The organism is Paenibacillus sp. F411 (assembly GCF_017582705.1).
Classification (GTDB): domain Bacteria; phylum Bacillota; class Bacilli; order Paenibacillales; family Paenibacillaceae; genus Paenibacillus_AQ; species Paenibacillus_AQ algicola.
Map to the genome: position 1 here is coordinate 82,533 of NZ_JAGFIP010000003.1, position 24,123 is coordinate 106,655.

Below are 24,123 nucleotides of genomic sequence, written 5' to 3' on the forward strand. Positions count from 1 at the left end.
CAATGCAGAAGGCCTCAAAGAACAGCGTTACTCGAGAAAATCCTTCAGACGCTTACTGCGGCTGGGATGACGAAGCTTGCGCAGTGCCTTCGCTTCAATCTGACGAATGCGCTCCCGCGTAACGCCAAACACCTTGCCCACTTCCTCCAGCGTCCGGGTACGGCCGTCATCCAGCCCGAAGCGAAGACGCAGCACGTTCTCTTCCCGCTCGGTCAACGTATCTAAGACATCCTCCAGCTGCTCCTTTAATAGCTCATAAGCCGCCGCGTCGGCTGGTGCCAGCGCTTCCTGATCCTCGATGAAGTCTCCCAGATGGGAATCGTCCTCTTCACCAATCGGCGTTTCCAAAGACACCGGCTCCTGCGCGATTTTCATAATCTCCCGAACCTTCTCGACGCTCAATTCCATCTCAGCCGCAATCTCCTCCGGAGACGGCTCACGGCCCAGCTCCTGCAGCAGCTGTCTCGAGACACGAATCAGCTTATTAATCGTTTCCACCATATGAACAGGAATACGAATGGTACGAGCCTGGTCGGCAATCGCCCGGGTAATCGCCTGACGAATCCACCAGGTTGCGTACGTACTGAATTTAAAGCCTTTTTCGTAATCGAATTTCTCAACGGCTTTAATCAAGCCCATATTGCCCTCCTGAATCAGATCCAGGAACAGCATGCCACGTCCTACATACCGCTTGGCGATACTGACTACGAGGCGAAGGTTAGCTTCGGCCAGACGGCGCTTGGCTTCCTCGTCTCCTTGATTAATGCGCTTCGCCAGCTCCACCTCATCATCTGCGGATAGCAGCGGTACCCGGCCGATCTCCTTGAGGTACATCCGCACGGGATCGTTGATTTTGATGCCAGGTGGCAGCGACAGATCCTCGTCAAACCCGAAATCCTCAGTATGGTTATCTTCCGCGTCATCAGACTGGCGGCGCTCCCGGTCATCGTCATTTTCATTAACCACTTCAATCCCCAGGTCGCCGAGCTGCTCGTAGAATTCCTCCATCTGTTCCGGGTCCTGATCAAATGGAGACAGCTTCTCCATAATATCTTTATAGCTAAGTACGGATCTCTTTTTACCCTGTTCAATCAATTGGTCCTTGACTTGATCCAGCGTAAATTCCGTTTCTAGTTCAGTATGCTGATCCTTCGCCATTCTTTCGACTCCCTCCTCCCTAGAAACAATCAAGCATAGCCGTCACTGTCTCTCTAGGGCAATAATCTCACTTGCTATTTGGGCGGCTCGCAAAAAATCACCGGACCGTTCCGCTTTCATCATTTCTTCTTTCTTCTCGGCGATCTGTTTCTGCTTCGGATATTTGAGAACCTCGCGGATGCAGTCATCCAGCACCTGAACATTCCACTCCTGCGGATTTTCCATCATCGAAATCGAGCTTACCGTTTTCTCTAATCGGTCGTCATGAAGTGAAGACATAAACCGGCTGGGATCCGGCGGCTTGTTCTGCGCGTAATAAGCATATAGATAAGCAGCAATCGCCGCATGATCTTCAATGTTAAAAGCTTCGCCGAGATGCTCGCCCACATACCTGGCCGCTTCCTCATCCTGCAGCATTAAGGAGAGCAGCCTCCGTTCCGCGGCATGATAGGCTGGCAGCAGCGCCGGTGCGGCGATCTGCCCTTTTTTATGCCTACCATTATTCCACCTTTTGTCCGGATTATCCCCATGCTCGTTCATTTTTTGCATGGATTGGCGCAGCAAATTGCAATCCTGCTTCAAGCTTTCATAAGACAGCTGAAGCTCGGTAGCCAATTCCCGCAAATATACCTCCCTCTCTGTTGAGGAGCTGAGCTCCGCAATGACCGGGAGCGCTTCACGGGTATAAGCGATTTTGCCCTGTTCTTCTAGCAGTATATGGTTTTTTTTCAGATATATAAGCTTGAATTTCGTGGAGGCCGCTGCGTTCTCCAGCACATGGCGGTAACGATCCCCGCCGTACTTCCGGTAATAATCATCCGGGTCCAGTCCATCACCCAGCAGAGCAATCCTGACCTTCAGCCCGGCGTTCTCCAGCATAGGCAGCACCTTCATCGCCGCATTGAGTCCTGCCCGGTCTCCGTCATACGAAACAATGACTTCTTCAGCCATCGATTTCATCACCGAAATCTGCTGCTCTGTCAGGGAAGTGCCCATTGTAGCGACGACGTTCTGAAACCCCGCTTCCCAGGTCGAGATGACATCTCCATATCCCTCGCACAGAATAATCTGACGCTGCTTGCGGACAGACGTCTTGGCCTGATGTAAATTGTACAGCGTACGGCTCTTGTTAAACAGCAGGCTCTCGGGAGAGTTCAGGTACTTCGGCTGACCCTCTCCAAGGATCCGCCCCGCAAAAGCAATCACCCGTCCGTTGCGGTCATGAATCGGAAACATAATCCGGTTGCGGAACTTGTCTACATAGCCGTCACGGTCCTGACGGGCAGAGAGCAGTCCGCCCTTCTCCATTTCCAGCAGGTCAAATTCCCGTTTCCCCAGAAACTGAACCAGTGTATCCCAGCGGTCAGGTGCAAAGCCGAGTCCGAATTGGTCAATCAGCTTGTCGTTGAAGCCCCGGGACCGAAGGTATGCCATGGCTTCTTGACCGTGCTGTGTATTCTTGAGCAAAAAATGATACAGCTTCGAGCACAGCTCGTACGCCTCATACAGCCTTTCCTTCTCCGGATTTACAGGTACCGCATGTGATGGAGAGCCCTGCCCCTCCGGCAGTGCAATATCGCTTTCCTCCGCCATAATCCGAACGGCTTCCGGAAAGGAATAGCCTTCTATCTCCATTCTGAACTTAATGGAATTACCGCCCTTTCCGCAGCCATAGCAGTAAAAAATCTGCCGATCCGGCGTCACGGTAAAGGATGGCGTCTTCTCCGAATGAAAGGGACATAAGCCCTTCATGTATTTCCCTTGCTTGGACAACTGCACATATTTGCTTACCGTATCGACAATATCATTCCTGGCCAGTACCGACTCAATTACATCATCCGGAATACCGCCCTGTCCGGTAACCATTTGCAATCACCTTCATCTCTTTTAGCACGTAAATAATATTCGCTGTGCTTATACATTCTCCTGCAATGCCTTTAAAAGTTTTGTCAGTTTATGTTGAAAAATTTTTCGATCCTCTTCGGTCAGCCTGCGAGGCCCCTTGCCATAGTGTCCGGATTTTCTCGCTTTTGCCTTCTGATACCGCGTATCCAGCAGGAAATCAATATCCTGATCGCTGTATGCTCTCCCGCGAAAGGAGATCACATAACAGGACTTAGATAATGCCAGGGCGGCAAGCCCGTAATCCTGGGTCACGACCACATCACCGCGGCGGATATGATTGGCAATATAAAGATCGGCACTCTGATCACTGCGGTCTACCTGGATGACCGTGATGCCTTCTCCCGGCTCCTGCCGATGATCAAAGGAAGAGACCAGCAGCACGGGAAGTCCATGCTGCCGCGCGGTTTCGGCGATCTCCTTCTTTACGGGACAGGCGTCCCCGTCCACAACGATGCTTCTGGTTTCAGATATGCTCATTAGTCCTCACCAAGCCTCTATTCATCGTCCATGCTGCAATATATTATATACGTCTTGGCCAGATAAAAATCCTTCTTCCCGAGAGAGCCGACTGATTCTTCCAGAATCTATGGTCTCCCCTGAATAACGACAAGCGGCCGCCCCTTTAGCAGGACCCCGCTTATCGCCACGCATTATTGAAGATCTGTTCAAGATCGCCTGATGGCTACCAGACCAGCTTCGTAAAGTCTGCGAATTGCTTCACATCGCCGTCAATGCCGGAGAGCAGTGCCAGACGATTCGTTTTGACAGCCTCATCCTCTGCCATAACCATAACATGATCAAAAAATCCGGTGATCGGCTTCTCCAGCCCGCCCAGCAGCTTCAATGCAGCTTCACCGTCGGATTGCTGGATCGCATCCAGATACTGCTCTCTGACGCTCTGCCAGGCCTCGTACAGCTCGCTTTCCTGGGTCTCTGCGAACAGCTCCGGATTTACTGCAAATTTGCCTGCCTTGGCAGCCAGATTGCTGACCCGGTTGAAGGATTCCACTGTAGATTTGAAGCTGCTGTTCTCCTGTACCTCTGTCATCAGCGCCTGACCGCGGGAAACGGCGGAGACGACCCCATCAAAGCCTGCCGAAATGACCGCATCCACGACATCATAGCGCTGATCCTCAGACAGCAGCTTTTTGACACGAAGGCCGAAGAAGTCCGTTAGATCCTTGCGGATTTCCTTCTCGGAGCGCTTCAGATCATGACGCTCTGCGTGCACGGCCAGCGCAATATCGAACACCTCCGACAGGGAGAGTGAAAGCTTGTGCTCCAGCACGATCTGCACAATACCTTGGGCCTGGCGGCGAAGTGCGTAAGGGTCCTGCGAGCCTGTCGGGATGATGCCGATGGAGAAGCAGCCCGCAATCGTATCCATTTTGTCAGCGATGCTGACTACAGCTCCAATCATGCTGGCCGGTGCCTGATCGCCTGCAAAGCGAGGCTGATAATGCTGGAACACCGCTTTGGCTACAGCCTCCTGCTCCCCGGCCTTGCGGGCATAATCCTCGCCCATCACGCCCTGCAGCTCCGGAAACTCATACACCATTTGTGTCACGAGATCGAACTTGCAAATATCAGCAGCGCGGCTGACCTGGTCGCAGGAATCTGCTGTCAAGGACAGCCTGGATGCCAGCTGATCAGCAATACGGCGAATCCGTCTGACCTTATCACCAATCGTTCCCAGCTCCTCATGGAAGACGATGCTTTCCAGCTTGGAGAGCGCATCCTTGATGTTCAGCTTCTGATCTTCTTCGTAGAAAAACTTAGCATCGGACAGACGTGCACGCAGCACCTTCTCGTTCCCTTTGGCGATGACATCCAGCGAACGGCTGTCGCCGCTGCGAACGGTGACGAAATAAGGCAGCAGGCTGCCTTCCTGATCCAGCACCGGGAAATAGCGCTGATGCTCTCTCATGGAGGTAATCAGCACATCCTGCGGAATGTTCAGGAAGGAAGGGTCAAAGCTTCCGTACAGCACCGTCGGCGTTTCAACCAGAAACAGCACTTCCTCCAGCAAATCCTCCTTCACAGCAATGTTCCAGCCCTTTTCGTCCGCCAGTGCCTCAATTTGCTCGGTAATCATCTGCTTGCGCTCTTCTACATCGACAATGACATGCTCCGCCCGAAGGACGTCGATATATTGTGATGCCTCGCTGATGACCGCTTCTTTCCCAAGGAAACGATGACCGCGGGTCGTATTTCCTGCCTTCACTCCGGTTATTTCAAGCTCGATGATGTCCGAGCCGTACAGGGCAGCCATCCATTTGATAGGACGGACAAACTTGAATTCATGCGTGCCCCACTTCATATTTTTGGGGAAGGTCATGGAGGTTAGAATGCCGAGCAGGCCCTCTGGCAGCAGCTCCGCCGTCTCCACACCGATGCTGTTCTTGGTTACGTAAATGTATTCCACACCGCCAAGCTCTTTGAATGTGAAGCTGTCCGGATCCACGCCTTGGCTGCGGGCGAAGCCGAGTGCTGCCTTGCTCCACGCTCCCTGATCATCCAGGGCGATCTTCTTGGAAGGACCTTTGACCTCCTCGCTCATATCGCTCTGACGGTCCTGTGCCTCGTGAATAATCACAGCAAGACGCCTTGGTGTGGCATAGGCGGTGACTTCAGTGAAGCCGATGCGGGAAGCCTCCAGCCATTTCTGCGTCTTGTCCTTCAGTTGGTCCATAGCACTGCGCAGGAAGCGGGCAGGCACCTCTTCAAGCCCAATTTCAAACAGAATATTTCTAGGCATGGTCAGCCCCTCCTTTCTTGATTAACGGGAACCCGAGCTTCTCGCGCTCCTCGAGATACGTAGCCGCCACCTGACGGGCCAAGTTACGGACTCGCATAATATATCCGGTACGCTCCGTCACACTGATCGCCCCGCGTGCATCCAGCAGATTGAACGTATGGGAGCATTTCAGCACATAGTCATATGCAGGAAATACGAGCTGCTGACTCATCGCCTTGTTGGCCTCTTCCTCATACATGTTAAAGAGAGTGAACAGCATTTTTACGTCAGACACTTCAAAAGTATATTTGGAATGCTCGAATTCCGGCTGATGGAAGACATCGCCATACGTAATGCCATGAACCCATTCCAGCTCGAATACATTCTCTTTGTCCTGAATATAAGAGGCAAGGCGCTCCAGGCCATATGTAATCTCGACCGCTACCGGATTGGCATCAATGCCGCCTACCTGCTGGAAATAGGTAAACTGCGTAATTTCCATACCATCCAGCCATACTTCCCAGCCCAGTCCCCAGGCTCCCAGAGTTGGGGCTTCCCAGTTGTCTTCAACAAAGCGGATGTCGTGGTCCAGCGGATTGATGCCCAGCCGCTCCAGGCTCTCCAGGTACAGCTCTTGAATATTGTCCGGAGACGGCTTGATAATAACCTGAAACTGGTGATGCTGATACAGCCGGTTCGGATTCTCGCCATAGCGGCCATCGGCCGGGCGGCGTGAAGGCTCTACATAGGCAACATTCCAGGGCTCGGGTCCGATTGAGCGCAGGTATGTCATGGGATTCATCGTCCCTGCACCCTTTTCCGTGTCATACGGCTGTACGATAATGCAGTTCTGCTCTGCCCAAAATTGCTGCAGCGTCAAAATCATTTGCTGAAAATTCATTCTCCACACTCCTTGTCTCATTGGATACGTCTCACTCATTTCTAGCCTCTGCACAACAAAAAGCTCCCGCCCTACGTCTGTTGTACAGACATAGGGACGAGAGCATCAGCTTCCCGCGGTTCCACCCTACTTGGTTCCTGCATGAGGAACCCACTTTATCCCTTCAAGATGCTCCCGGAATGCCATTTCATGAAGACGATTCTGCCGGACTTTCACTGCCACCGGCTCGCTAAGAGGATCGTGATCCACTACTTTTCCGATCAACGCATACACTATTGTGTGAAACTAAAATATAACATATGATAACCAATTTTAATGATTTCGTCAAATATCATATTTGTCCATCTGGTCCAGAAAGCCTCTGGATTTCAATTTGAGCCCCAGCTGAATATCCATAAACGCGCGCATGGCCTCTTTGAGCTCAGCCTTAGTCTCCTCCTTGATGTCTATGCTGCCCAGCCTGCGAAGATCCAGCTGCGCAAACAGGCGAAGCACTCGGAGCGTTCTTGGCGCAATCGGCATGGCGGGAGGATCCAAATGCTTGCAATAGCGGCAGATGACTCCGCCAAGAGTAGGACTGAGCAGCAAATCCTCGTCCTTTCTTTCGTTCCCGCAGGATATGCACACCGAGAGCTCGGGGCCGTATCCTGCGGCCTGCAGTATTTTCATCTCATACAGATTCAATATGACCTGTGGATCCTTATCCTCCTCCAGCGCCGACAAGCAGGCCTTCAGCTGATGGAACCAGAACGCCCCGGTCTCATCATCCTGCAGCACCCGGTCAAGCAGCTCGCAGGCGTAGGAGGAGTATGCTGCCTTGATGAGATCGGCACGCAGCTTGTGATGGGACTCAATCAGCTCCCCGGCGTTCAAGGTCGCAAGGCCTGTACCATTTCGAAAATATACATATTCACCGTACGTAAAAAGCTGGGTCAAGGCAGCATGGCGGCTCTTCACTTTTTTTGCGCCGCGGACTAAAACCCCTACCTTACCCGCGACTTCGGTGCAAAGCGTAATAATTTTGTTCCCCTCGCCGTAATCCATGCTGCGGATGACGATGCCTTCCGCCCTGTGTAGCATGCCTGATCACCTAACCATTCCTGACGCAGCCAGAAATTATTCATGCTCCTCAAGCCCATCTGCCTCTTCACCTGAAAGAGCGTCCTCCGGCTCTTCCGGTATGCCGGTCTCCTTATACAACAGATAAGCATCGACATCTCCTGTCATTGCAAAATACTTCCACGAAAAATCTCGCATTCGTATTCATCCTTTCCTCGGAAATGACGTCTCCCATCTACGAGGTTAGGATGTGCGCTGGACATCGTTTTATGATTAACAGTTGTTGGCAGGCTGCTCTATGATGAGTGAGGCTTCGGCAGAGGAGATGAACGCATCATTATTGTCCGCGGTGAAATCCGAGATCCCGGAGCACCCGATCCTGGTTGCGCCAATCTTTTTTAACCTTAACCCACAGCTCCAGGAATATCTTTGAGCCGAGCAGCTTTTGAATGTCCTGACGGGCCTGCTTGCCGACTTCCTTCAGCAGCGACCCCTGTTTACCGATAATAATCCCCTTCTGCGAATCCCTCTCCACAAAAATGACTGCCGAGATGTGAACGGTCCCATTGCTCTCTACCTTCATATCTTCGATTGTCACCGCAATAGAGTGCGGAACCTCTTCCCTTGTCATATGCAGAATTTTCTCGCGAATCAGCTCGGCACAGACGAACTGCTCCGGATGGTCGGTTATCTGATCCTCAGGATAATACTGCGGTCCCGGCGGAAGATATTTCTGAAGCTGATCCAGCAGCGTGTTCACATTGTTGCCCTGCATGGCGGAGATCGGAATAATCTCGGCAAAATCATGCAGCTTGCGATACTCCTCAATAAGCGGCAAAAGCGCCTCCGGCTCAATCTTGTCGATCTTGTTCATAACCAGAATGACAGGCGTCTTTACCTTCTTCAGCTGCTCGGCGATAAACCGGTCACCGCCGCCAAAGCCCTCTGAGGCATCAATCAGAAACAGAACCGCCTCTACCTCTCCCAGCGTACCCAGCGCCGTCTGGTTCATGAAATCACCCAGCTTGGACTGACGCTTGTGAATACCCGGCGTGTCCAGAAAGACAATCTGAGAGCTGTTGGTTGTGTATACCCCGTGAATCTTGTTCCGGGTCGTCTGCGGCTTGTCGGACATAATGGCAATTTTCTGCCCAATAACCTGGTTCATCAAGGTCGATTTCCCCACATTGGGCCTGCCGATTATGGCCACGAAGCCGGATTTAAACTGACTTTTATTCATAACTTCCTCCAGTAAAAAAACATTGTTGTTCAGGTCATCCGCGCAAAGCCCGGTCCGCCGCCGACTCCATCATTACCAGGATGAGAGCCAGTCTGTGACAGGAATATAGAAAATGATGCAGCCTGTCACCACGGCGAAGCCTGCCGTGACCAGCACCGCACCCGCCGCTGCATCCTTGGCCCGCTTCGCCAAAGGATGTGCCTCTGGAGAGACCAGATCCACCACAGCTTCCACCGCAGTATTTAACAGCTCGGCGGCCATGACCAGGCTCACTGCCAGCACCAGAAACAGCCACTGCACGGTCCCTACATTCAGCAAGGCCGCAGCAAGAAATACAATCGCTGCGGCGGCCAAATGGATTTTCATATGGGTCTCTGTTCTGATGGTTTGAAGAATACCCTCCAATGCATAGCGAAAGCTGGCTTTCAGGGAATACCTCGCCGGCTTCACTGCCGCGCCAGGCCGACCTTCTCCAGCACGGCCTCCTGCTTCGACATCATTTCCGCCTCACTGGCCTCATCCTGATGGTCATAGCCCAGCAGATGAAGAAATCCGTGCACGAACAGGAATCCGAGCTCGCGCTCCAGCGAGTGGCCGTATTCTTCGCTCTGCAGCTTGGCCTGGGTGACAGAGATGATAATATCGCCGAGCGAATCAGGAATCATCTGCTGCTCGTTCTCTTCATCCAGCTCGTAGATGATATGCAGCTCCTCATCGGTTTCCTCGTGCATGGCGAAGGACAATACGTCAGTAGGACGGTCAATGCCGCGGTATTCCTTGTTCAGCGCATGGATCTGCTCATTGTCTACAAAGGTCAGATCAACCTCCCCATCACTCACGCCCTCAGACAGCCCCGCCTGCTCCAAAATGCTCTCTAGCAGCGCAATCAGCTCATCATGGATGTCAAACTCATCCTGCTCATTATTCCAAACCAGCTGCAAGCTCATTCTCTGCAACGCTCCTTCACCTTGATGATCATTCCTGCTCCGCAGCCGGCTTGCCAGACTGTGCCTCGGCCGATTCCGGCTTGCTCTTCTTCATTTCCTCAGGATACTCAATCCGGGAATGGAAAATTCCCATGACGGTGGCCTTCAGCGTCTTCGCAATCACATCCAGCTCTTTCATCGTCAGATCACATTCATTAAACTGATTGTCATCCACCCGGCCCTTGATGATCTTCTCGATCATCGTCTCCACCTGCTCCACCGTAGGCTTCCGCAAAGAACGCACCGCAGCCTCGACGCTGTCGGCGATACCGACAATCGCGGCTTCCTTCGACTGCGCCTTCGGACCGGGATATCTGAAATCATCCTCAGTGAAATCCGGCTCGGTCCCCTGCTCCTGTGCCTGCTTCAACGCCTTGTGGTAGAAAAAATGCAGGAAGCTGGTTCCGTGATGCTGCTCTGCAATGTCGCGGATCGGCTTGGGCAGATTGTAATCCTTCTGCATTTCCACGCCATCCCGGGCATGGGCGACAATAATAGATTTGCTGAGCTTAGGCTCCAGCGAATCATGGGGATTCTCCATGTTGCTCTGATTCTCAATAAAATACATCGGGCGCTTTGTCTTGCCGACATCGTGGTAGTAAGACCCCACCCGGCACAGCAGCCCGTCTGCGCCAATGGCCTCTGCCGCAGCCTCGGACAAATTGCCCACCATTACGCTATGGTGATAGGTTCCCGGCGTTTCGGTCAGAAGCTTGCGCAGCAGCGGATGATTCGGATTGGACAGCTCCACCAGCTTTAGGGCGGACAAGATTCCGAAGGTCACTTCAAAAAATGGCATGAGGCCAATCACCAGCACAGCCGTTAAAATTCCGCTCGCCACAGCAAATGCCAGGGCGTACATGCTCTCGCTCCGGCTCCAGTCCGAATCGTGGACAAGCAGCAGGATAAGCACGGACAGCGCACCGAACAGAGATACCATAATACCGCCCTTCAGAAGAGCCGAGCGCTGACTGGCGCGGTGGATTGCGAACAACGCCACACAGGATGTGATGACCGCAAAAAAGCCAAACCGAAAATCAAACATCTGACTCTTGTCCACATTCAAAATTACACTGGACAGAATGCTGAATATAATGACGCTGAAATACGCAAGTCTCATATCCATCAGCAGCGTAACCAGAATGACCCCGATCGCTACTGGGGCCAGATAGCCGACATATACCCGTTCCTCGCTTTGCAGAAATCCGGCCAGATGCATACATATCAACGTAATGACATAGATCAGAACAAGCATCAAAATTTGTGAGTTGTTGTATTTGAATATATTAACATCAGACTGGCGGATGAACATGAGCAGACCCAGTGATAACAGGATGCTGAATAGCAGCAGGCCTACCTCCGGCCAGTAGGTAACCTCGTCCTTGAGCAGTCCGTTCTTACCCAGCAGGTCATACAGCTCCGGCGTAATCAGCTGCCCCTTCTGTACGAGGATATCTCCTTGCTTGATATAGACAGGAGGCGTATTCTCACGAGCCTCGACCTTGGCCTCCTTCGTGGCGACCTCATTGTAGAACTTATTCGCCGTAATCACGAGGCGGGCAAGCTCCTGCACAACCTCTCTGGAGGTTCTGTCGCTGAGCGAGCTCGTGCTGACCAGCTCCGCTACTTTTGCTCTCGCTGTTTGCGCATCGACAATTTCATTCATCAGCCGGGACACAATGTCTCTGGCTACCGTCTTCATCTTCGATATTTCTTCAGGCTCCAGCCTCGGAATCTTGATGAACGTTTCCTCGGGCACCCGGTAGGCCTGCTGCTCGATCACAGTCTTCATCTCATCCAGCAGCTCATCCGGGTACCCTTCCGAGCCCTGGTTGCTGGAAATAAAGCTGTCTACAAAATCATCCACCCGCTGCGGAATTTCCTCGCGGTAGATAGAAATTTTATCTTGAACCGAGACCTCGTCCTGATTCAGCCGATCAATCCGCTCGAACAGTTGCTGCACAAGAATATCGTTACGAAGCGGGATATACGTATAGATCGGCTGAACCCTCTCCGCCGCTTCCTCCTGTGCCTTCAGCGTGGCCTTGCTGTCTTCAATCTGAGCCGGCGCCGGGATGCTCTTCTCGCTTCGCGTCCCGACCTGGATATCATATCGCTCCGGCAGCAGCTTGAGTGACAGACTGATATAAATCAGGAGTGCCAGCAGCAAAAATAGAATATAGCGTGTTGCCACGCTATATTTCCAGCCGTTATGACGATTAGACATGGACTTGTCCGTCGATGGTTTATTAGGAGCCATAGCGACAATCCCCTTTAAACTTGGTTTTCTGCAGCTTGATCATAGGCAACGATAATTTTTTGAACTAAAGAGTGCCGTACCACGTCCTGCTCCGCAAAATACACAAAGCCGATATCCTCAATCTCCGAAAGGATGATCTTGGCTTCCACAAGTCCTGATTTCTTGCCCCGGGGCAGGTCAATCTGGGTAACGTCACCCGTAATGACCATCTTCGAGCCGAAGCCAAGCCGCGTCAGAAACATTTTCATCTGCTCCGGTGTTGTGTTCTGGGCTTCATCCAAAATAATAAAAGAATCGTCCAGCGTCCGACCGCGCATGTAGGCAAGCGGTGCAATCTCAATCAGACCTCTCTCCAGCGCCTTCGCTGTCTGATCCGGTCCCATCACATCATACAGTGCGTCATAAAGCGGCCTCAGGTAAGGATCTACCTTCTCCTGCAGGTCTCCGGGCAGAAAGCCCAGGCTTTCACCTGCTTCAACAGCAGGGCGGGTCAGCACAATACGCTTTACTGTCCCCTCCTTCAGCGCGGAAACCGCAAGCACAACGGCAAGATAGGTCTTGCCTGTACCGGCAGGGCCTACACCGAAGACGATGTCCTTCTTCTTGATCGTGGTGACATAATGCTTCTGGCCGATCGTCTTGACGCGAATAGGCTTGCCGCGGAACGTCGTTGTGATCTCGCCTTTATAAAGATCCAGCAGCTGGTCCGCACGCAAATCCATGGCAAGCTCAACGGCATACAGGACATCTCTCTCTGTCAGAATGTATCCGTTGCGGACGAGCTGCAGCAATACCTCAAACAGCTGCTGCAGGCTTTCCACATGGGCAGGCTCACCGGAAATCGTAATAACAGCCTCCCGTGAAGCGATTCTGGCAGGAATCCTGGATTCAATCATTTTTAGAAATGCATCCTGCGGCCCGAACAACGAAAGTCCTTCAGACGCGCTGTGCAAATGAATCTGAGTGCTGGTCGTTTGCTGTGACAAATAGCCTCAATCTCCTTGGTTATATACTATGGGAAGTTCTTTCGCGATGACCTCTTCCACCTCGAAAAGCACTTTCATATAAACTTTACCATTCTCTTTCTGATCATGCAAAATTTTTTGGCTCACCAAGCGGCTATCCGGCCCATATTTTGCCAAAATATCCCGAAACGCGCTGGCCAGCCCTTCCTTCTTGGCCTCCTGCTCCGTCACAGTCTCCGTATTCTGAGAAACCTCCATCTCTTTCTCTGTCATCCAACCCAGCGGAAGCGGATGATTGCGCCAGGTCAACGGATCGTAAAGCGTCAATACCCTGCTGGCTTCAAAAGGCATCTCGCCGTAGCCCCATAGCTGCACCGCCCGGTTGCCCAGCACCAGATAGGATCTTTTTTTGAATTCCCCGGTCAGCACATGACTTTTCTTCTCAAGGGGAACTTCAATTTCATATTCATGCCATACCAGGCCCTTAACCTCTCCCTTGGCGACCACCTGCTGCTGATTCTCTTCATCGCCGAGCAGCCCGGAGATCAGAATATCTCCTTTCTTGACGCGGCTGTTGACCGCTACCTGAGGCAGTCCTTTTTCTGCATAAATTGACGTAACCACAGCATCGGCCGTGCTGACCAGATGACGGGGGCTTTGCAGCGGAGACTTCTTGGGTACCGAGGCCTCCACCACCTGAATTGTAATGCTCGTCCCGTCTCTTTCAACCCCGACCCAGGAGGTACCGGGCAGCTGAGCCGCCAGACTGGCTGAGAGCTTGTCCATGGACTTCAACCGGAAGATCCACTGATATGTGTACAGTCCCTCCTGCTTCGCAGCCTGCAGCACATCCTCTGTAGCCACCTTTTCATTCCCTTCCACCCGGATGCTCCAAACCATAGAGGACATAAGCAGCAAGAGCGCGAAGAACACCACGATGCCAGCCGCAAAAATTTTGCGCCGCAGCAGGCGAGCTGCCCGAAACGGCAGCCCATGGCGTTCCAGGATGCGTGTTCGACAGCCTGTCCCTTTCAAAATCGGACGCAGCTCTTTAAAGTCAGAAAGCAGCAGCTTGAACGATGCCGACGCTGAGCCGGTGGGCTTCATCTCCCAGACCGGAATGCCCGCTTCGGTAATGGCATTAATAAAGGCAGACAGCTGCTCCCCCCGCACACTTACTTTCAAATATCCGCGGATTTGTATCATAGTCGGAATATTCAAGGCTTTTCCCCTCTTTCTATGTACTGAATACGCTCTACCCTACCTTGCAGGGTAACCTCTGTGCTTTGGATCGACCGAATGGACAGCTCCGTTCCTGTGATCTCTAAAGCACCCTGCGCCAGGGACAGGACAAGCTTATCGGATGAAAAGTGAATGACGCCTTTATGATTCTCGATATGAAGCTCATGATTGCCTATCAGGGTCAACCGCGGCAAGTCATACAGCAGATCCTGCGGCAAATCAAGAATTTCCTGGGTCCATCTCTGCAGCTTGCGGCTGATGCGGGACATAGGATGCCCTTCCCCCTTCCTGTACGTTACACCTTATGCCCGCTCAGCCCTGATTATGCTACCGGACGCGGTTCCGCTCCTATCACCACGAACAAAAGCCGCTTGAGAAGTAGCTTCTCAAGCGGCTTGTTCATAACCTGTCGATATGTTTAGACTTATGGATTACCGGCGGCGGCCCAAGGGCCTCTTGGCCCGCGGAGGACCGAGAATTTCGGACCAGATCACGCCCTGCGTGGCGCGCTCTTGCAGCTGAGACTTGCTCAGACCACGTTCCTCCTGCATGCTGTCTTCCTCTTTCAAGGGCGACGGCCGCCGTGAAGCCGTTTGATCCAGCTCGGCGAATACGCCCTCAAGATCTCTCTGCATTTGGCGTTTTCTGTCGTCCAAGCCTTCGCTGACCTTCTGCGGGGACAGCTCCCTTGCAGCAGATTCCATTCTGGAAGCGGAATCCTCATACGGATTACGGTACTCCTGCTGCTCATGGTATGGAGATACATACTCCTCTTCCCGGGTCTCCCGCCGAGATCTGCTGTCGTTCGTACTCTCGGCAACCTTCCCCGGCCCGGCATGCTGATCCGCTGGCTCCGCCCTCTTGGAAGGCTGACGCTCATTGCGGCGTTCATTGCCAAACGTTGGCATGCGGGTCGGCTTGTCATCACTCTTGCCAGACCTGCCGAGAAAGCTGAAGAGGAAATACCCTGCAATGGCAACGAGGTATAATTTATCCAGGATCCATTCCATCAGGGCTCGCCTTCTTCCTACTTGTTATTGTTGGGGTCATTCTGAGAGTCAGAGCTTTCGCCGGTCTTACCGAGCTGGCTCCGCATTTGCGTGTCGGCTTCAATGTTCTTCAGGTTCATGTAATCCATCACGCCCAGCTGTCCGCTGCGAAGCGCTTCAGACATAGCCAGCGGCACCTCGGACTCGGATTCGACCACGCGGGCTCTCATTTCGACAACCTTCGCCTTCATCTCCTGCTCCTGTGCAACCGCCATCGCCCGGCGTTCCTCAGCCTTGGCCTGGGCAATCCGCTTGTCGGCCTCTGCCTGCTCTGTCTGCAGGAAAGCACCAATATTCTTGCCTACATCCACGTCTGCAATATCAATAGAAAGAATCTCGAATGCCGTACCGGCATCCAGGCCCTTCGACAGAACCGTACGGGAGATCAGGTCCGGATTCTCCAGAACGTCCTTATGGGTCGAAGAAGAACCGACAGTCGTTACGATACCTTCACCGACACGGGCAATGATGGTTTCTTCGCCTGCACCACCGACGAGGCGGTCGATATTGGCGCGCACCGTTACCCGAGCTTTTACCTTCACTTCAATACCATCTTTTGCGACTGCCGCGACAATCGGAGTCTCAATGACTCGCGGATTAACGCTCATTTGCACGGCCTGCAGTACATCGCGGCCGGCCAAGTCAATGGCAGCTGCCCGTTCAAACTCCAGCGGAATGTTCGCGCGCTGGGCTGCGATCAAGGCATTAACCACCCGGTCCACATTACCGCCGGCAAGATAATGACTCTCCAGCTGATTGATATTAAGGCCAAGTCCCGCCTTGGTTGCTTTAATCTGAGGGTTCACAATTCGGCTCGGTGTTACCCGGCGAAGCCGCATAGCCACGAGGGTAATGATGCTGATCCGCACACCGGATGCAATCGCCGAGATCCAAAGCATGAGCGGGAAGAAGCTGAAGAACACGCTCAGTAAAATAATCGCGACCACGCCGATAAAGATAACAGGGATGAAAGAATCGCTCCAATTCAAAGTGCATCTGCCTCCATACGTTATATTTGTTTGTTGATGGTTACCATTTTACCAAATTACAGCAGGTTATCAACCGCACCTCGTCAGGTTCCCCATAAACCTGGCACTAGATCGATTACTCTGGAACCTGCTCCACGACAATCCGGGTACCGTCTGTTTTTAGAACACGGATGCTGCTGCCGGAAGGAATAAAGCCGCCGGCCGTAACTACGTCCATCCGTTGTCCGCCGATATCCGCGGTTCCGGAAGGGCGAAGCGGGGTGAGCGTAATCCCTGTCAGCCCTATCAATATATCCCGTTCCTGAACGGGAATATACCCGTTCTCCCGGGACAGGCTGTCGCTCAAAATAAACTTGTTCCAGATGCCGCGCTCCTTGAACACGAGTGCAACCACCACAATAGCAATCAGCGCACATACCGCTGCAATGCCTAAAGACCATGCGACATGAGTCGTTGTATAGGCAGCCTGCACCACCCCGAATATAAGGCTGATCGAGCCAATGACGCCCAGTATGCCGAAGCTTGGCACGAACAGCTCCATGGCCAGCAGCGCAATTCCGATGACGAAGAGCAGCCACGTCTCCATCCCGGCAAAGCCGGCAACCGAATTTCCGAAGAAATAGAGCACGAAGCCGGTAATGCCCAGAACGCCCGGGATTCCAAAGCCAGGCACGATCAGTTCAATCAAAACGCCTGCAATGCCCATAAATAAGAGCAGCGTCATGACGAAGGGGTTCGTCAGAAAGCTCGCCAGCTTCTCGGAAAAGGTCAGCTCCATTTCGAACACCTCATTGCCGGAGAACCCCATGAACTCTATAACCTCATTCACAGTTCCGGCCATGGTATCGGAGTAGCCCACCTTCAATGCTTCCTCTGCCGACAGCGCAACAATGTCTCCAGCCTCCACAGTTCTTCCCAGCTCGGTTAATTCAACCGCCACCTTGGGATCCGCCATACCGGCAGCGATCTGCTCATTTCTCCCGCTGGATTCGGCAGCACTGACCATCTGGGCCTTCCACCAGGATACAAGCTTGGCATCTTCTACAGGATTTCCCATACCGTCTACCATGGATGCCGAGCCGATCATGCTGCCAGGAGCCATGGCTATTTTATCCGCGTTGAGCGCAATATAGCTGCCGGCAGAAGCCGCATCTCCCCGGATAAATGCAACCGTGGGAATATCCGTCTCTTGAAGCAGCGTACCGATCTCGCCCGCCGTGTCCACCCGGCCTCCCGGTGTGTCAATCTCCAGAACAATCAAGCCAGCATTCATCTCTTTAGCTTCTTGAAATGCCCGCTCCAGAAAGCTGCCGAGCCCCTGCTCGATCTGCTGCTTCACCGGAATGACATAAACAGCGCCGCTCTGGGCTGCAGCTTTGGCAGTCGCTGGACTCAGAAGCATGACACCGAAGACCAGGCTCCACAGCAATGACATTGCCAGCAGGCCTAAGCGCCGTTTTAGCACAGTCATTCTCATTAACTCCCCCTCCTCGTCAAATTTGCTTGCCTCTTCCTTATTAACCTATATTGTGAACGGACACTTATGTTTATGTATAAGTCTCCAGGCACATTATACCTTACATACGTATGAACGCTCTTGAGGGTTTCACAAAATGCCCGATCAGGTCTCCGGGCTTACCTCTCTCAAAAAGAAAAAACATCCCTTGAATATTCAAGGGATGTTTACCTTATGTTATGACAGAAATTGCTGAACCACTTGATTCACTAGTTTTCCATCCGCGCGCCCTTTTACTTTAGGCATCAGGGCGCTCATCACTTTACCCATCTCGGCTTTTGAAGAAGCACCGGTTTCCTGGATGGTCTGCTGTACAATGACTTTAATTTCTTCTTCAGTAAGCTGATCCGGAAGGTAGGCGGTGAGGAGTTCAATTTCTGCTTTAGCATCGGCTGCAAGATCGTCACGACCCGCTTGTTCAAATTCCTGGAGGGCATCTTTGCGCTGTTTGATTTCACGACTTAAAATATCAAGCACTTCGTTGTCATCCAAACTTCTTTTCAAATCTATTTCAAGATTTTTAATCGTTGAACGAACCATTCGAATAGTGGAGAGCTTGAACTTGTCCTTGCTCTTCATCGCTTGCTTCATATCTTCGTTCAATCGTTCGCTAAGATTCATGCTAAGTTATATCCTCCTAAAACTTTCTCTTACGAGCAGCCTCGGACTTTTTCTTGCGCTTTACGCTTGGCTTTTCATAATGCTTGCGTTTCTTCACTTCAGCCAAGACGCCATCTTTCGCGATGGAACGCTTGAAGCGACGAAGTGCAGCATCAATTGTCTCGTTTTTGCGAACTTTCGTTTCAGACACCAGTTTTCCCTCCCTCCGACCAGACCGTCCAAGAGCAATAACACGGTTCATCATTCTTCATTATAAAGTAAACTTAAATATGGTGTCAACCTCATTGCCCTTTTTTTAAGCAAAATCTGCAGACGGTTCATTTTCTCTAACCGGACTGCAGGAAAAGCTAGGCGTGAGAGGAAGAGCCTGCTACTAATGCACCCAGCCGGGTGCCTCCCAGCAGATGGTAGTGAAGATGGTGCACGGTCTGCTCTCCATCCCGGCCGCAATTGTTAATAAGACGGTAGCCGGAAGCATCCACACCCAGCTCCTTCGCAGCCTGCTGCGCCGCCTGGTGAATATCGGCGATCAGCGGCAGATCCTCCTCCAGCACCTCGTTCATGGACGAAATGTGCTTTTTAGGGATGATGAGCACATGCACCGGCGCTGCTGGCTGAATATCATGAAACACCAGCACCCGGTCGTTCTCCAGCACTTTTTTGGAAGGAATGTCACCGTTCACTATTTTACAAAACAGGCAGTCCATACAACCCTTGCCTCCTCCAAAGAATATGATCTATTCATCATACAAAAATCGAGGGAGCTCGTCCACTGATGACACGGATCGCTTTGCACGCTGCTACATCGTTTCAAGCATAATCTGAGAGCCGCCGCCGACATGTCCTGCCGGGCGAATGACCAGCTTGCGGGGAAGCCTCGCCCTCAGCTCAGGCACATGGCTGATGATTCCGACCGTCAGCTTGTCACTATGCAGCCGTTCCAGCGAGGTAATGACCGTATCCAGCAGCTCCGGGTCCAGGGTGCCGAACCCTTCATCCAGGAAGAAAAACTGCAGCGGATACTGCCCTCTGAGCTGAATTTGGGCCGACAGCGCAAGCGCGAGCGACAATGAGGTCAGAAAGGTTTCCCCGCCGGAGAGTGTGGATACCGGTCTGCGGATTCCACCGTTGGCATCATCTCGAATGACGAATCCTCCGCCGGAATCCACCTCAAGGGCATACCGCTGATTCGTCAGGCTGCGCAGCCGCTGTGAAGCAGACTGGCTGACCTGCATAAGCTGCTCTTCAGCAATATACTCTACAAATGCATTCCCTCTCAGCGAGACTTGCAGCTTGGCAAGCCTTTCTCCCTCCTCCTGATGAAGGACCCGGCTCTCCTCCAGCTCCATAAAGCGGCTGTGGCGCCTCTTTAAATCCTCCAGGTCACGCTCGGCACGGGCATGCTGCTGCAGCGCTGCTTCATCACCCTGCCGGCTCTCCTGAAGATCACGGCAGCACTGCTCCCAATCTTCTTCCTGGAACCTCGTGCCGCCGAGCTTCAATGTCACATCACTCAGCCGCAGATTCCATTCCTTCTGGGCATCCCGGTGCTGCTGCAGCGCCTCACGAGAGCGCTCCATGTCCTCGGCAGGCATACCGGCTGCGGCCAGATCTTCCTCTGTTTCAAAGGGTGATTCCGACAGCGCCTGCTTCCAGCGCTCCTGTGCACCCCCGGCATGCTCTCCGGCAGATTCCGCAGCCTGTCCGGCGACAGCCGCCTGCTTGGCGGCATGTCCCTTCACCTCCGCAGCTTGTTTACTTTGATCAGCCGTGCGGGCAGCCGACTCTCTCAAGCTGCTCAGCCGCTGCTTGCAGCCTTGAAGCAGCTCCTCAGCGGAGTGGTCACCGACCCAGCTTGCCAAGCGCTCCTCCTTCTCCTTCAGGAGCTCCTGCTTGCCCTGCCGCTGAGCTTCCCACTGGATCAGCTGCTTTTCTAATTCCCGAAGCTTTCCTTCCAGCTCCTGGATAACCTTCTGCTTCTCCTCAAGGAACGGAACACTTCGCTCCAACCCTTCCCGTACAGCTTCAGCCTGAGCGTCCTTTTCCCGCAGAGCAGCCAGCTCGGCTTCCACGGTATCGAAGTTGACCCTGGAAACACCCGTAGACCAGGCTTCTCTTAAAGCTATTAGACTGTCCTTGGCGAAGGCTAGACGCGCCTCCACCTGCTGCAGCTGTGATGCACTGTGCTCCAATGCAGTTTCTTTGCGGGCCAGCTCCTGAGATAAAGACTGCAGCTGGTTCTGGAGATCAACACTCTTTAAGCGGCAAAGCTGCAGCTGCTCTTCCAGCTGTAATGTCAGCTTGTGAAGATGTGCCGCGGATTTCTGCAGCTGGGACAGCTGCGGTGCGTCGGGATGGATATCTGATCCTGCGGCCGCCTCTGCCAGAGCAGCTTGAATTTCCGCAGCCTGGTAGAGGGCTGTTTCCCCCTCCGGGCTGGAATGGGCAAGCTGCCCATGGCGAACCTCTTCACTAAGATCAGGAAGAGCGACTCCCTCATGCTGAAGCTGTCGCAGCTTGAGCCGCAGCTCCTGCAGCTCCTCCTGCAAGGCCGCAAGCTGCTGTGCCTGCTCTGTCCCCTCATGCTTATCTAACTCCTCCAGGGCTGGCTGCGGGTGCTCCAGGCTGCCGCATACCGGGCATGGCTTGCCGTCCGACAGCGCAGCTGCCAGAGACCGTGACAGGTCATGCAGCTCCTGAAGCCTGACATTCTCCTGAAGCTGACGGTACAGAGCAAATACCTGATTGGAGGTTCTCTCTACGAGCTCAATGACGTCAGTGCCTGAGCTTCGCAGCGCCTGAGCCTGAGCAGCCAGCACCTGCATGTCCTGTTGAGCCAAAGAGGTCGCTTTCTGGGTATCATTAACGGCTTGCTCTGCCTGGCGGCAGCGCTCAGCCTGTGCTGCGGCTTCAGCTTCCTGCTGCTTCAGCTGCTCTTCCGCCGCAAGGATGGCCTGCTTCCGGTTCATCGCCTCGGACAGCGCCTCGCGGTCCGACAGACGAACCTCCAGCAGCTTCAGCTTCTCCTGCAGCTCTTCTCTCCGTTTCAGACCCTTATCCAGCAGCTGCCGCTCTTTGTCCAGCTGCTCACTGCCTGCAGTGTAGGAGCGCTGAGCCCCCTCTGCCTGAGAGCTCAGCCGGGTAAGCTCTGCCGAAAGCAGTCGCCGCTCTTGCTGCAGCGCTACGGCCTGCTCCAGCTGCTCCAGCCTGGACATCAGCCCCGGTTCCTCAGCGGACAGCTCCTGCTTGGCGGTATGCTCAGCTTCCTGCAGCCGGTTCGCTTCTTGGTCTGCTGCTTCCGCGGCCGCCTTCAGCTTCTGAGCTGTCAGTAACAGCTCCTCATAGCGTTGTACAGCAGCCCGCATATCTCTCAAAGAGGGAAGCAGCTGCATAGCGGATGCAGACAGCGTGAGCCGCTGCTCCAAGCTGTTCATTTCCTGCTCCCGCTCGGACAGCTCATTCAGCCGGGCTTGAAGCCGGCGGCGCTCGGAATCAAGCTCCCGAGCCCTGGACAGCTCTTCGTACTTTTTCTCGACTGCTGTTAGCACAGCGCGGCTTTCCTTGGCTGCAGACACGGCCTCCTTCAGGCTGCGCTCCGCCTTGGCAACGTCGTCCTTTCCCGCGCTTCCCAGGCCTTGCTGTTCAGCTTCCACGGCACGCAGCGACCCGGCATTCTCCTTTACCCTGCGGCTCAGCTTCTGCGCCAGAACATCACCGTAGCGCTCCAAATGAAATAGGCGCTGCAGCATTTGCCTGCGCTCACTGCCCTTCAGTGACAGAAACTCAGCAAATTTACCTTGAGGGAGCACGACTGCTCGGGTGAAATCGTCCATTTTCAGTCCGATTTTCTCTTCCACACATCGCGTGACGTCTGCCAGCTTGTCTGCGATTACACACTCCTCATCCTGCTGCACCTCAACAAATCGGCTGAGTGTATTGCTTACAGACAGTTCGTTCATCCGCTTGAAACGGCGCTCCACCCGATAACGCTCCGGGCCGCTTGATGAGGACAGCTCGAAGGTAAAGGATACGTAGAGCGTATCCTCCGAATGGTTCATAATGCCCTGGGTCCCGTTCTGCGCCCGCTCAACCTTGCCGTACATAGCCAGGGTAATGGCATCCAGCAGCGTGGACTTCCCGCTGCCCGTAGGACCAAAAATACCGAACAGACCGGTTTCGCACAGCTGTGTAAAATCAATTTCCTGCGGCTCCCGGTAGCTCTGCAGACCTGAGACCTTTAACGATACCGGCTTCATTCCGTCACCTCCGTCACGGGGGCTTCTTCCTCATCGACCAGCTCCAGAAACAGCTGAACCAAGCTGTCATCAGGCTCGGCACCACCGGTCTGCCTTTGATAAAATTTACGGAACAGCTCCGGCAGCGGCAGGCTGGTCCGTGCAGCCTCCAGCTCCAGCGCCGCCATTTCAGGGTACACAGGCCGAATATGCACAATGCCCTCCCGGCTCTTGCGGAGCCGTTGAATGTCGGAGAGTCCCATCGCTTCCGTCAGGTGGACCTCCAGGTCGATAAATGCGGACGGATCCCGTTCTTCATCCAGCCAGCGGTACACCTCCTCCAGCCCGCCCCGGGCTTTCCAGCGGACCAGCGGCCGGCCACAGCTCAGAAACAGCTCTTCTACGACCGGAACCCCTCCGGGAGACGCCTCGATCAGCGTTACCGATTTGGCCTGCCCGGCTTCCGAAAAGCTATAGGCGAGCGGAGAACCGCTATATCGGATGATGCCATCTCCTTTGACCGCCTGCGGACGATGAAGGTGACCCAGTGCCGTATAACAGGCACCCGTGCTCAAAGCGGAAGGATCAACCGTATAAGCGCCGCCCACCTGAATAGGGCGCTCCGAGTCCGTCTCCAGCCCCCCCAGCACGTAGATATGGCTCATTGCCAAATTCACCGTCTGAGGCGAGAAATGACCCCCCATTCTCCTCATGAGGCTGCCAACCCTTTCACTATAGGCTCGGCGCAGCTCATCCTCTTCCCCGCCGATCGCCAGCAGCTCGTTCAGCCGGGACTCCGAAGGATATGGCAGGGCGGCGATGATCGCCGTTTCGCCGGTACGAGCAGCCTGAACCTGAACCGGCTCAGCACTTGGCAGCCCTACTAAAGTAATCCCTCTCCGCTGCACCAGAGGCGTTACCGAAGCTACCCGCTCCGGCTGATCATGGTTCCCTGCAACCGCAACCAGCTGCCGTCCTCCCTCACTCAGCCGGGCCGCTGCTTCGTAGAACAGCTGCTCGGCTGCAGCCGGAGGGTTCACGGAATCGTAGACGTCACCCGCCATCAGAATCAGGTCCGCCTGCTGGTCCTTTGCGAGCTGCACCAGCTCGTCAATGAACTGCTCCTGCTCTGCGAGCCGGCTTCTTCCCTCCAGCGACCGGCCCAAATGCCAGTCGCCGGTATGCAGTATCCGCATATCTAGCACTCCTCCCCCATTAAACACTTTACATCTATCGCACAGAACTGAACGCATTCCTCTC

General features: G+C 53.6%; 22 protein-coding genes. All 22 read right to left on the reverse strand.

The window, feature by feature from the left end; genetic code table 11:
• Positions 1-27: 27 nt before the first annotated feature.
• Positions 28-1,158 (reverse strand): RNA polymerase sigma factor RpoD, encoded by a 1,131-nt coding sequence (gene rpoD / locus JJQ72_RS04535; protein WP_138225256.1) that lies wholly within the window; start codon positions 1,156-1,158, stop codon positions 28-30.
• Between the two features lie 42 nt (positions 1,159-1,200).
• The gene (gene dnaG / locus JJQ72_RS04540) at positions 1,201-3,024 is read right to left on the reverse strand and encodes a DNA primase (RefSeq protein ID WP_138225255.1); all 1,824 of its coding nucleotides are present in this window, start codon (positions 3,022-3,024) and stop codon (positions 1,201-1,203) included.
• Between the two features lie 48 nt (positions 3,025-3,072).
• The gene (locus JJQ72_RS04545) at positions 3,073-3,540 is read right to left on the reverse strand and encodes a YaiI/YqxD family protein (protein ID WP_208202919.1); all 468 of its coding nucleotides are present in this window, start codon (positions 3,538-3,540) and stop codon (positions 3,073-3,075) included.
• A 205-nt stretch (positions 3,541-3,745) separates the two neighbouring features.
• The gene (gene glyS / locus JJQ72_RS04550; protein WP_208202920.1) at positions 3,746-5,821 is read right to left on the reverse strand and encodes a glycine--tRNA ligase subunit beta; all 2,076 of its coding nucleotides are present in this window, start codon (positions 5,819-5,821) and stop codon (positions 3,746-3,748) included.
• Positions 5,814-6,701, reverse strand: a complete 888-nt coding sequence (glyQ, locus tag JJQ72_RS04555; protein WP_138225252.1) for a glycine--tRNA ligase subunit alpha — start codon at positions 6,699-6,701, stop codon at positions 5,814-5,816. The genes glyS and glyQ overlap by 8 nt, the downstream gene beginning before the upstream one ends.
• 324 nt (positions 6,702-7,025) lie before the next feature.
• Positions 7,026-7,781, reverse strand: coding sequence for a DNA repair protein RecO (recO, locus tag JJQ72_RS04560; RefSeq protein ID WP_138225251.1), 756 nt, complete (start codon positions 7,779-7,781; stop codon positions 7,026-7,028).
• A 36-nt stretch (positions 7,782-7,817) separates the two neighbouring features.
• Positions 7,818-7,958: a YqzL family protein gene (locus JJQ72_RS04565; protein WP_138225250.1), complete on the reverse strand. Its 141-nt coding sequence runs from the start codon at positions 7,956-7,958 to the stop codon at positions 7,818-7,820.
• Between the two features lie 139 nt (positions 7,959-8,097).
• Positions 8,098-9,000, reverse strand: coding sequence for a GTPase Era (era, locus tag JJQ72_RS04570; protein WP_138225249.1), 903 nt, complete (start codon positions 8,998-9,000; stop codon positions 8,098-8,100).
• 72 nt (positions 9,001-9,072) lie between these two features.
• Positions 9,073-9,450 carry a diacylglycerol kinase gene (locus tag JJQ72_RS04575; RefSeq protein WP_138225248.1) on the reverse strand — a complete coding sequence of 126 codons (378 nt, stop codon included), beginning with the start codon at positions 9,448-9,450 and terminating at the stop codon, positions 9,073-9,075.
• Complete coding sequence (gene ybeY, locus JJQ72_RS04580) at positions 9,447-9,947, reverse strand: rRNA maturation RNase YbeY (protein ID WP_208202921.1); 501 nt, start codon at positions 9,945-9,947, stop codon at positions 9,447-9,449. The genes JJQ72_RS04575 and ybeY overlap by 4 nt, the downstream gene beginning before the upstream one ends.
• 28 nt (positions 9,948-9,975) lie before the next feature.
• Positions 9,976-12,246, reverse strand: coding sequence for an HD family phosphohydrolase (locus JJQ72_RS04585; RefSeq protein WP_138225246.1), 2,271 nt, complete (start codon positions 12,244-12,246; stop codon positions 9,976-9,978).
• A 14-nt stretch (positions 12,247-12,260) separates the two neighbouring features.
• Positions 12,261-13,232 (reverse strand): PhoH family protein, encoded by a 972-nt coding sequence (locus JJQ72_RS04590; RefSeq protein WP_138225245.1) that lies wholly within the window; start codon positions 13,230-13,232, stop codon positions 12,261-12,263.
• Between the two features lie 6 nt (positions 13,233-13,238).
• Positions 13,239-14,432, reverse strand: a complete 1,194-nt coding sequence (yqfD, locus tag JJQ72_RS04595) for a sporulation protein YqfD (RefSeq protein ID WP_138225244.1) — start codon at positions 14,430-14,432, stop codon at positions 13,239-13,241.
• Positions 14,429-14,722, reverse strand: coding sequence for a sporulation protein YqfC (gene yqfC / locus JJQ72_RS04600; protein ID WP_138225243.1), 294 nt, complete (start codon positions 14,720-14,722; stop codon positions 14,429-14,431). The genes yqfD and yqfC overlap by 4 nt, the downstream gene beginning before the upstream one ends.
• A 162-nt stretch (positions 14,723-14,884) precedes the next feature.
• Positions 14,885-15,463: a hypothetical protein gene (locus tag JJQ72_RS04605; protein ID WP_138225242.1), complete on the reverse strand. Its 579-nt coding sequence runs from the start codon at positions 15,461-15,463 to the stop codon at positions 14,885-14,887.
• Positions 15,464-15,480: 17 nt separating this feature from the next.
• Positions 15,481-16,491 carry a flotillin-like protein FloA gene (gene floA, locus JJQ72_RS04610; RefSeq protein WP_138225241.1) on the reverse strand — a complete coding sequence of 337 codons (1,011 nt, stop codon included), beginning with the start codon at positions 16,489-16,491 and terminating at the stop codon, positions 15,481-15,483.
• A 115-nt stretch (positions 16,492-16,606) separates the two neighbouring features.
• A complete protein-coding gene (locus JJQ72_RS04615; RefSeq protein ID WP_208202922.1) occupies positions 16,607-17,968 on the reverse strand; it encodes an NfeD family protein in 1,362 nt (453 codons plus the stop codon).
• A gap of 216 nt (positions 17,969-18,184) precedes the next feature.
• A complete protein-coding gene (locus JJQ72_RS04620) occupies positions 18,185-18,628 on the reverse strand; it encodes a GatB/YqeY domain-containing protein (RefSeq protein ID WP_138225239.1) in 444 nt (147 codons plus the stop codon).
• Positions 18,629-18,644: 16 nt separating this feature from the next.
• Entirely contained in the window at positions 18,645-18,818 is a 174-nt protein-coding gene (gene rpsU, locus JJQ72_RS04625) for a 30S ribosomal protein S21 (protein ID WP_005547957.1), read from the reverse strand.
• 157 nt (positions 18,819-18,975) lie between these two features.
• Complete coding sequence (locus JJQ72_RS04630; RefSeq protein ID WP_138225238.1) at positions 18,976-19,335, reverse strand: histidine triad nucleotide-binding protein; 360 nt, start codon at positions 19,333-19,335, stop codon at positions 18,976-18,978.
• A 93-nt stretch (positions 19,336-19,428) separates the two neighbouring features.
• Positions 19,429-22,884 (reverse strand): AAA family ATPase, encoded by a 3,456-nt coding sequence (locus JJQ72_RS04635; protein ID WP_208202923.1) that lies wholly within the window; start codon positions 22,882-22,884, stop codon positions 19,429-19,431.
• Positions 22,881-24,059, reverse strand: a complete 1,179-nt coding sequence (locus JJQ72_RS04640; RefSeq protein ID WP_208202924.1) for an exonuclease SbcCD subunit D — start codon at positions 24,057-24,059, stop codon at positions 22,881-22,883. Before JJQ72_RS04640 ends, JJQ72_RS04635 begins: the two co-directional genes overlap by 4 nt.
• Positions 24,060-24,123: the final 64 nt, after the last annotated feature.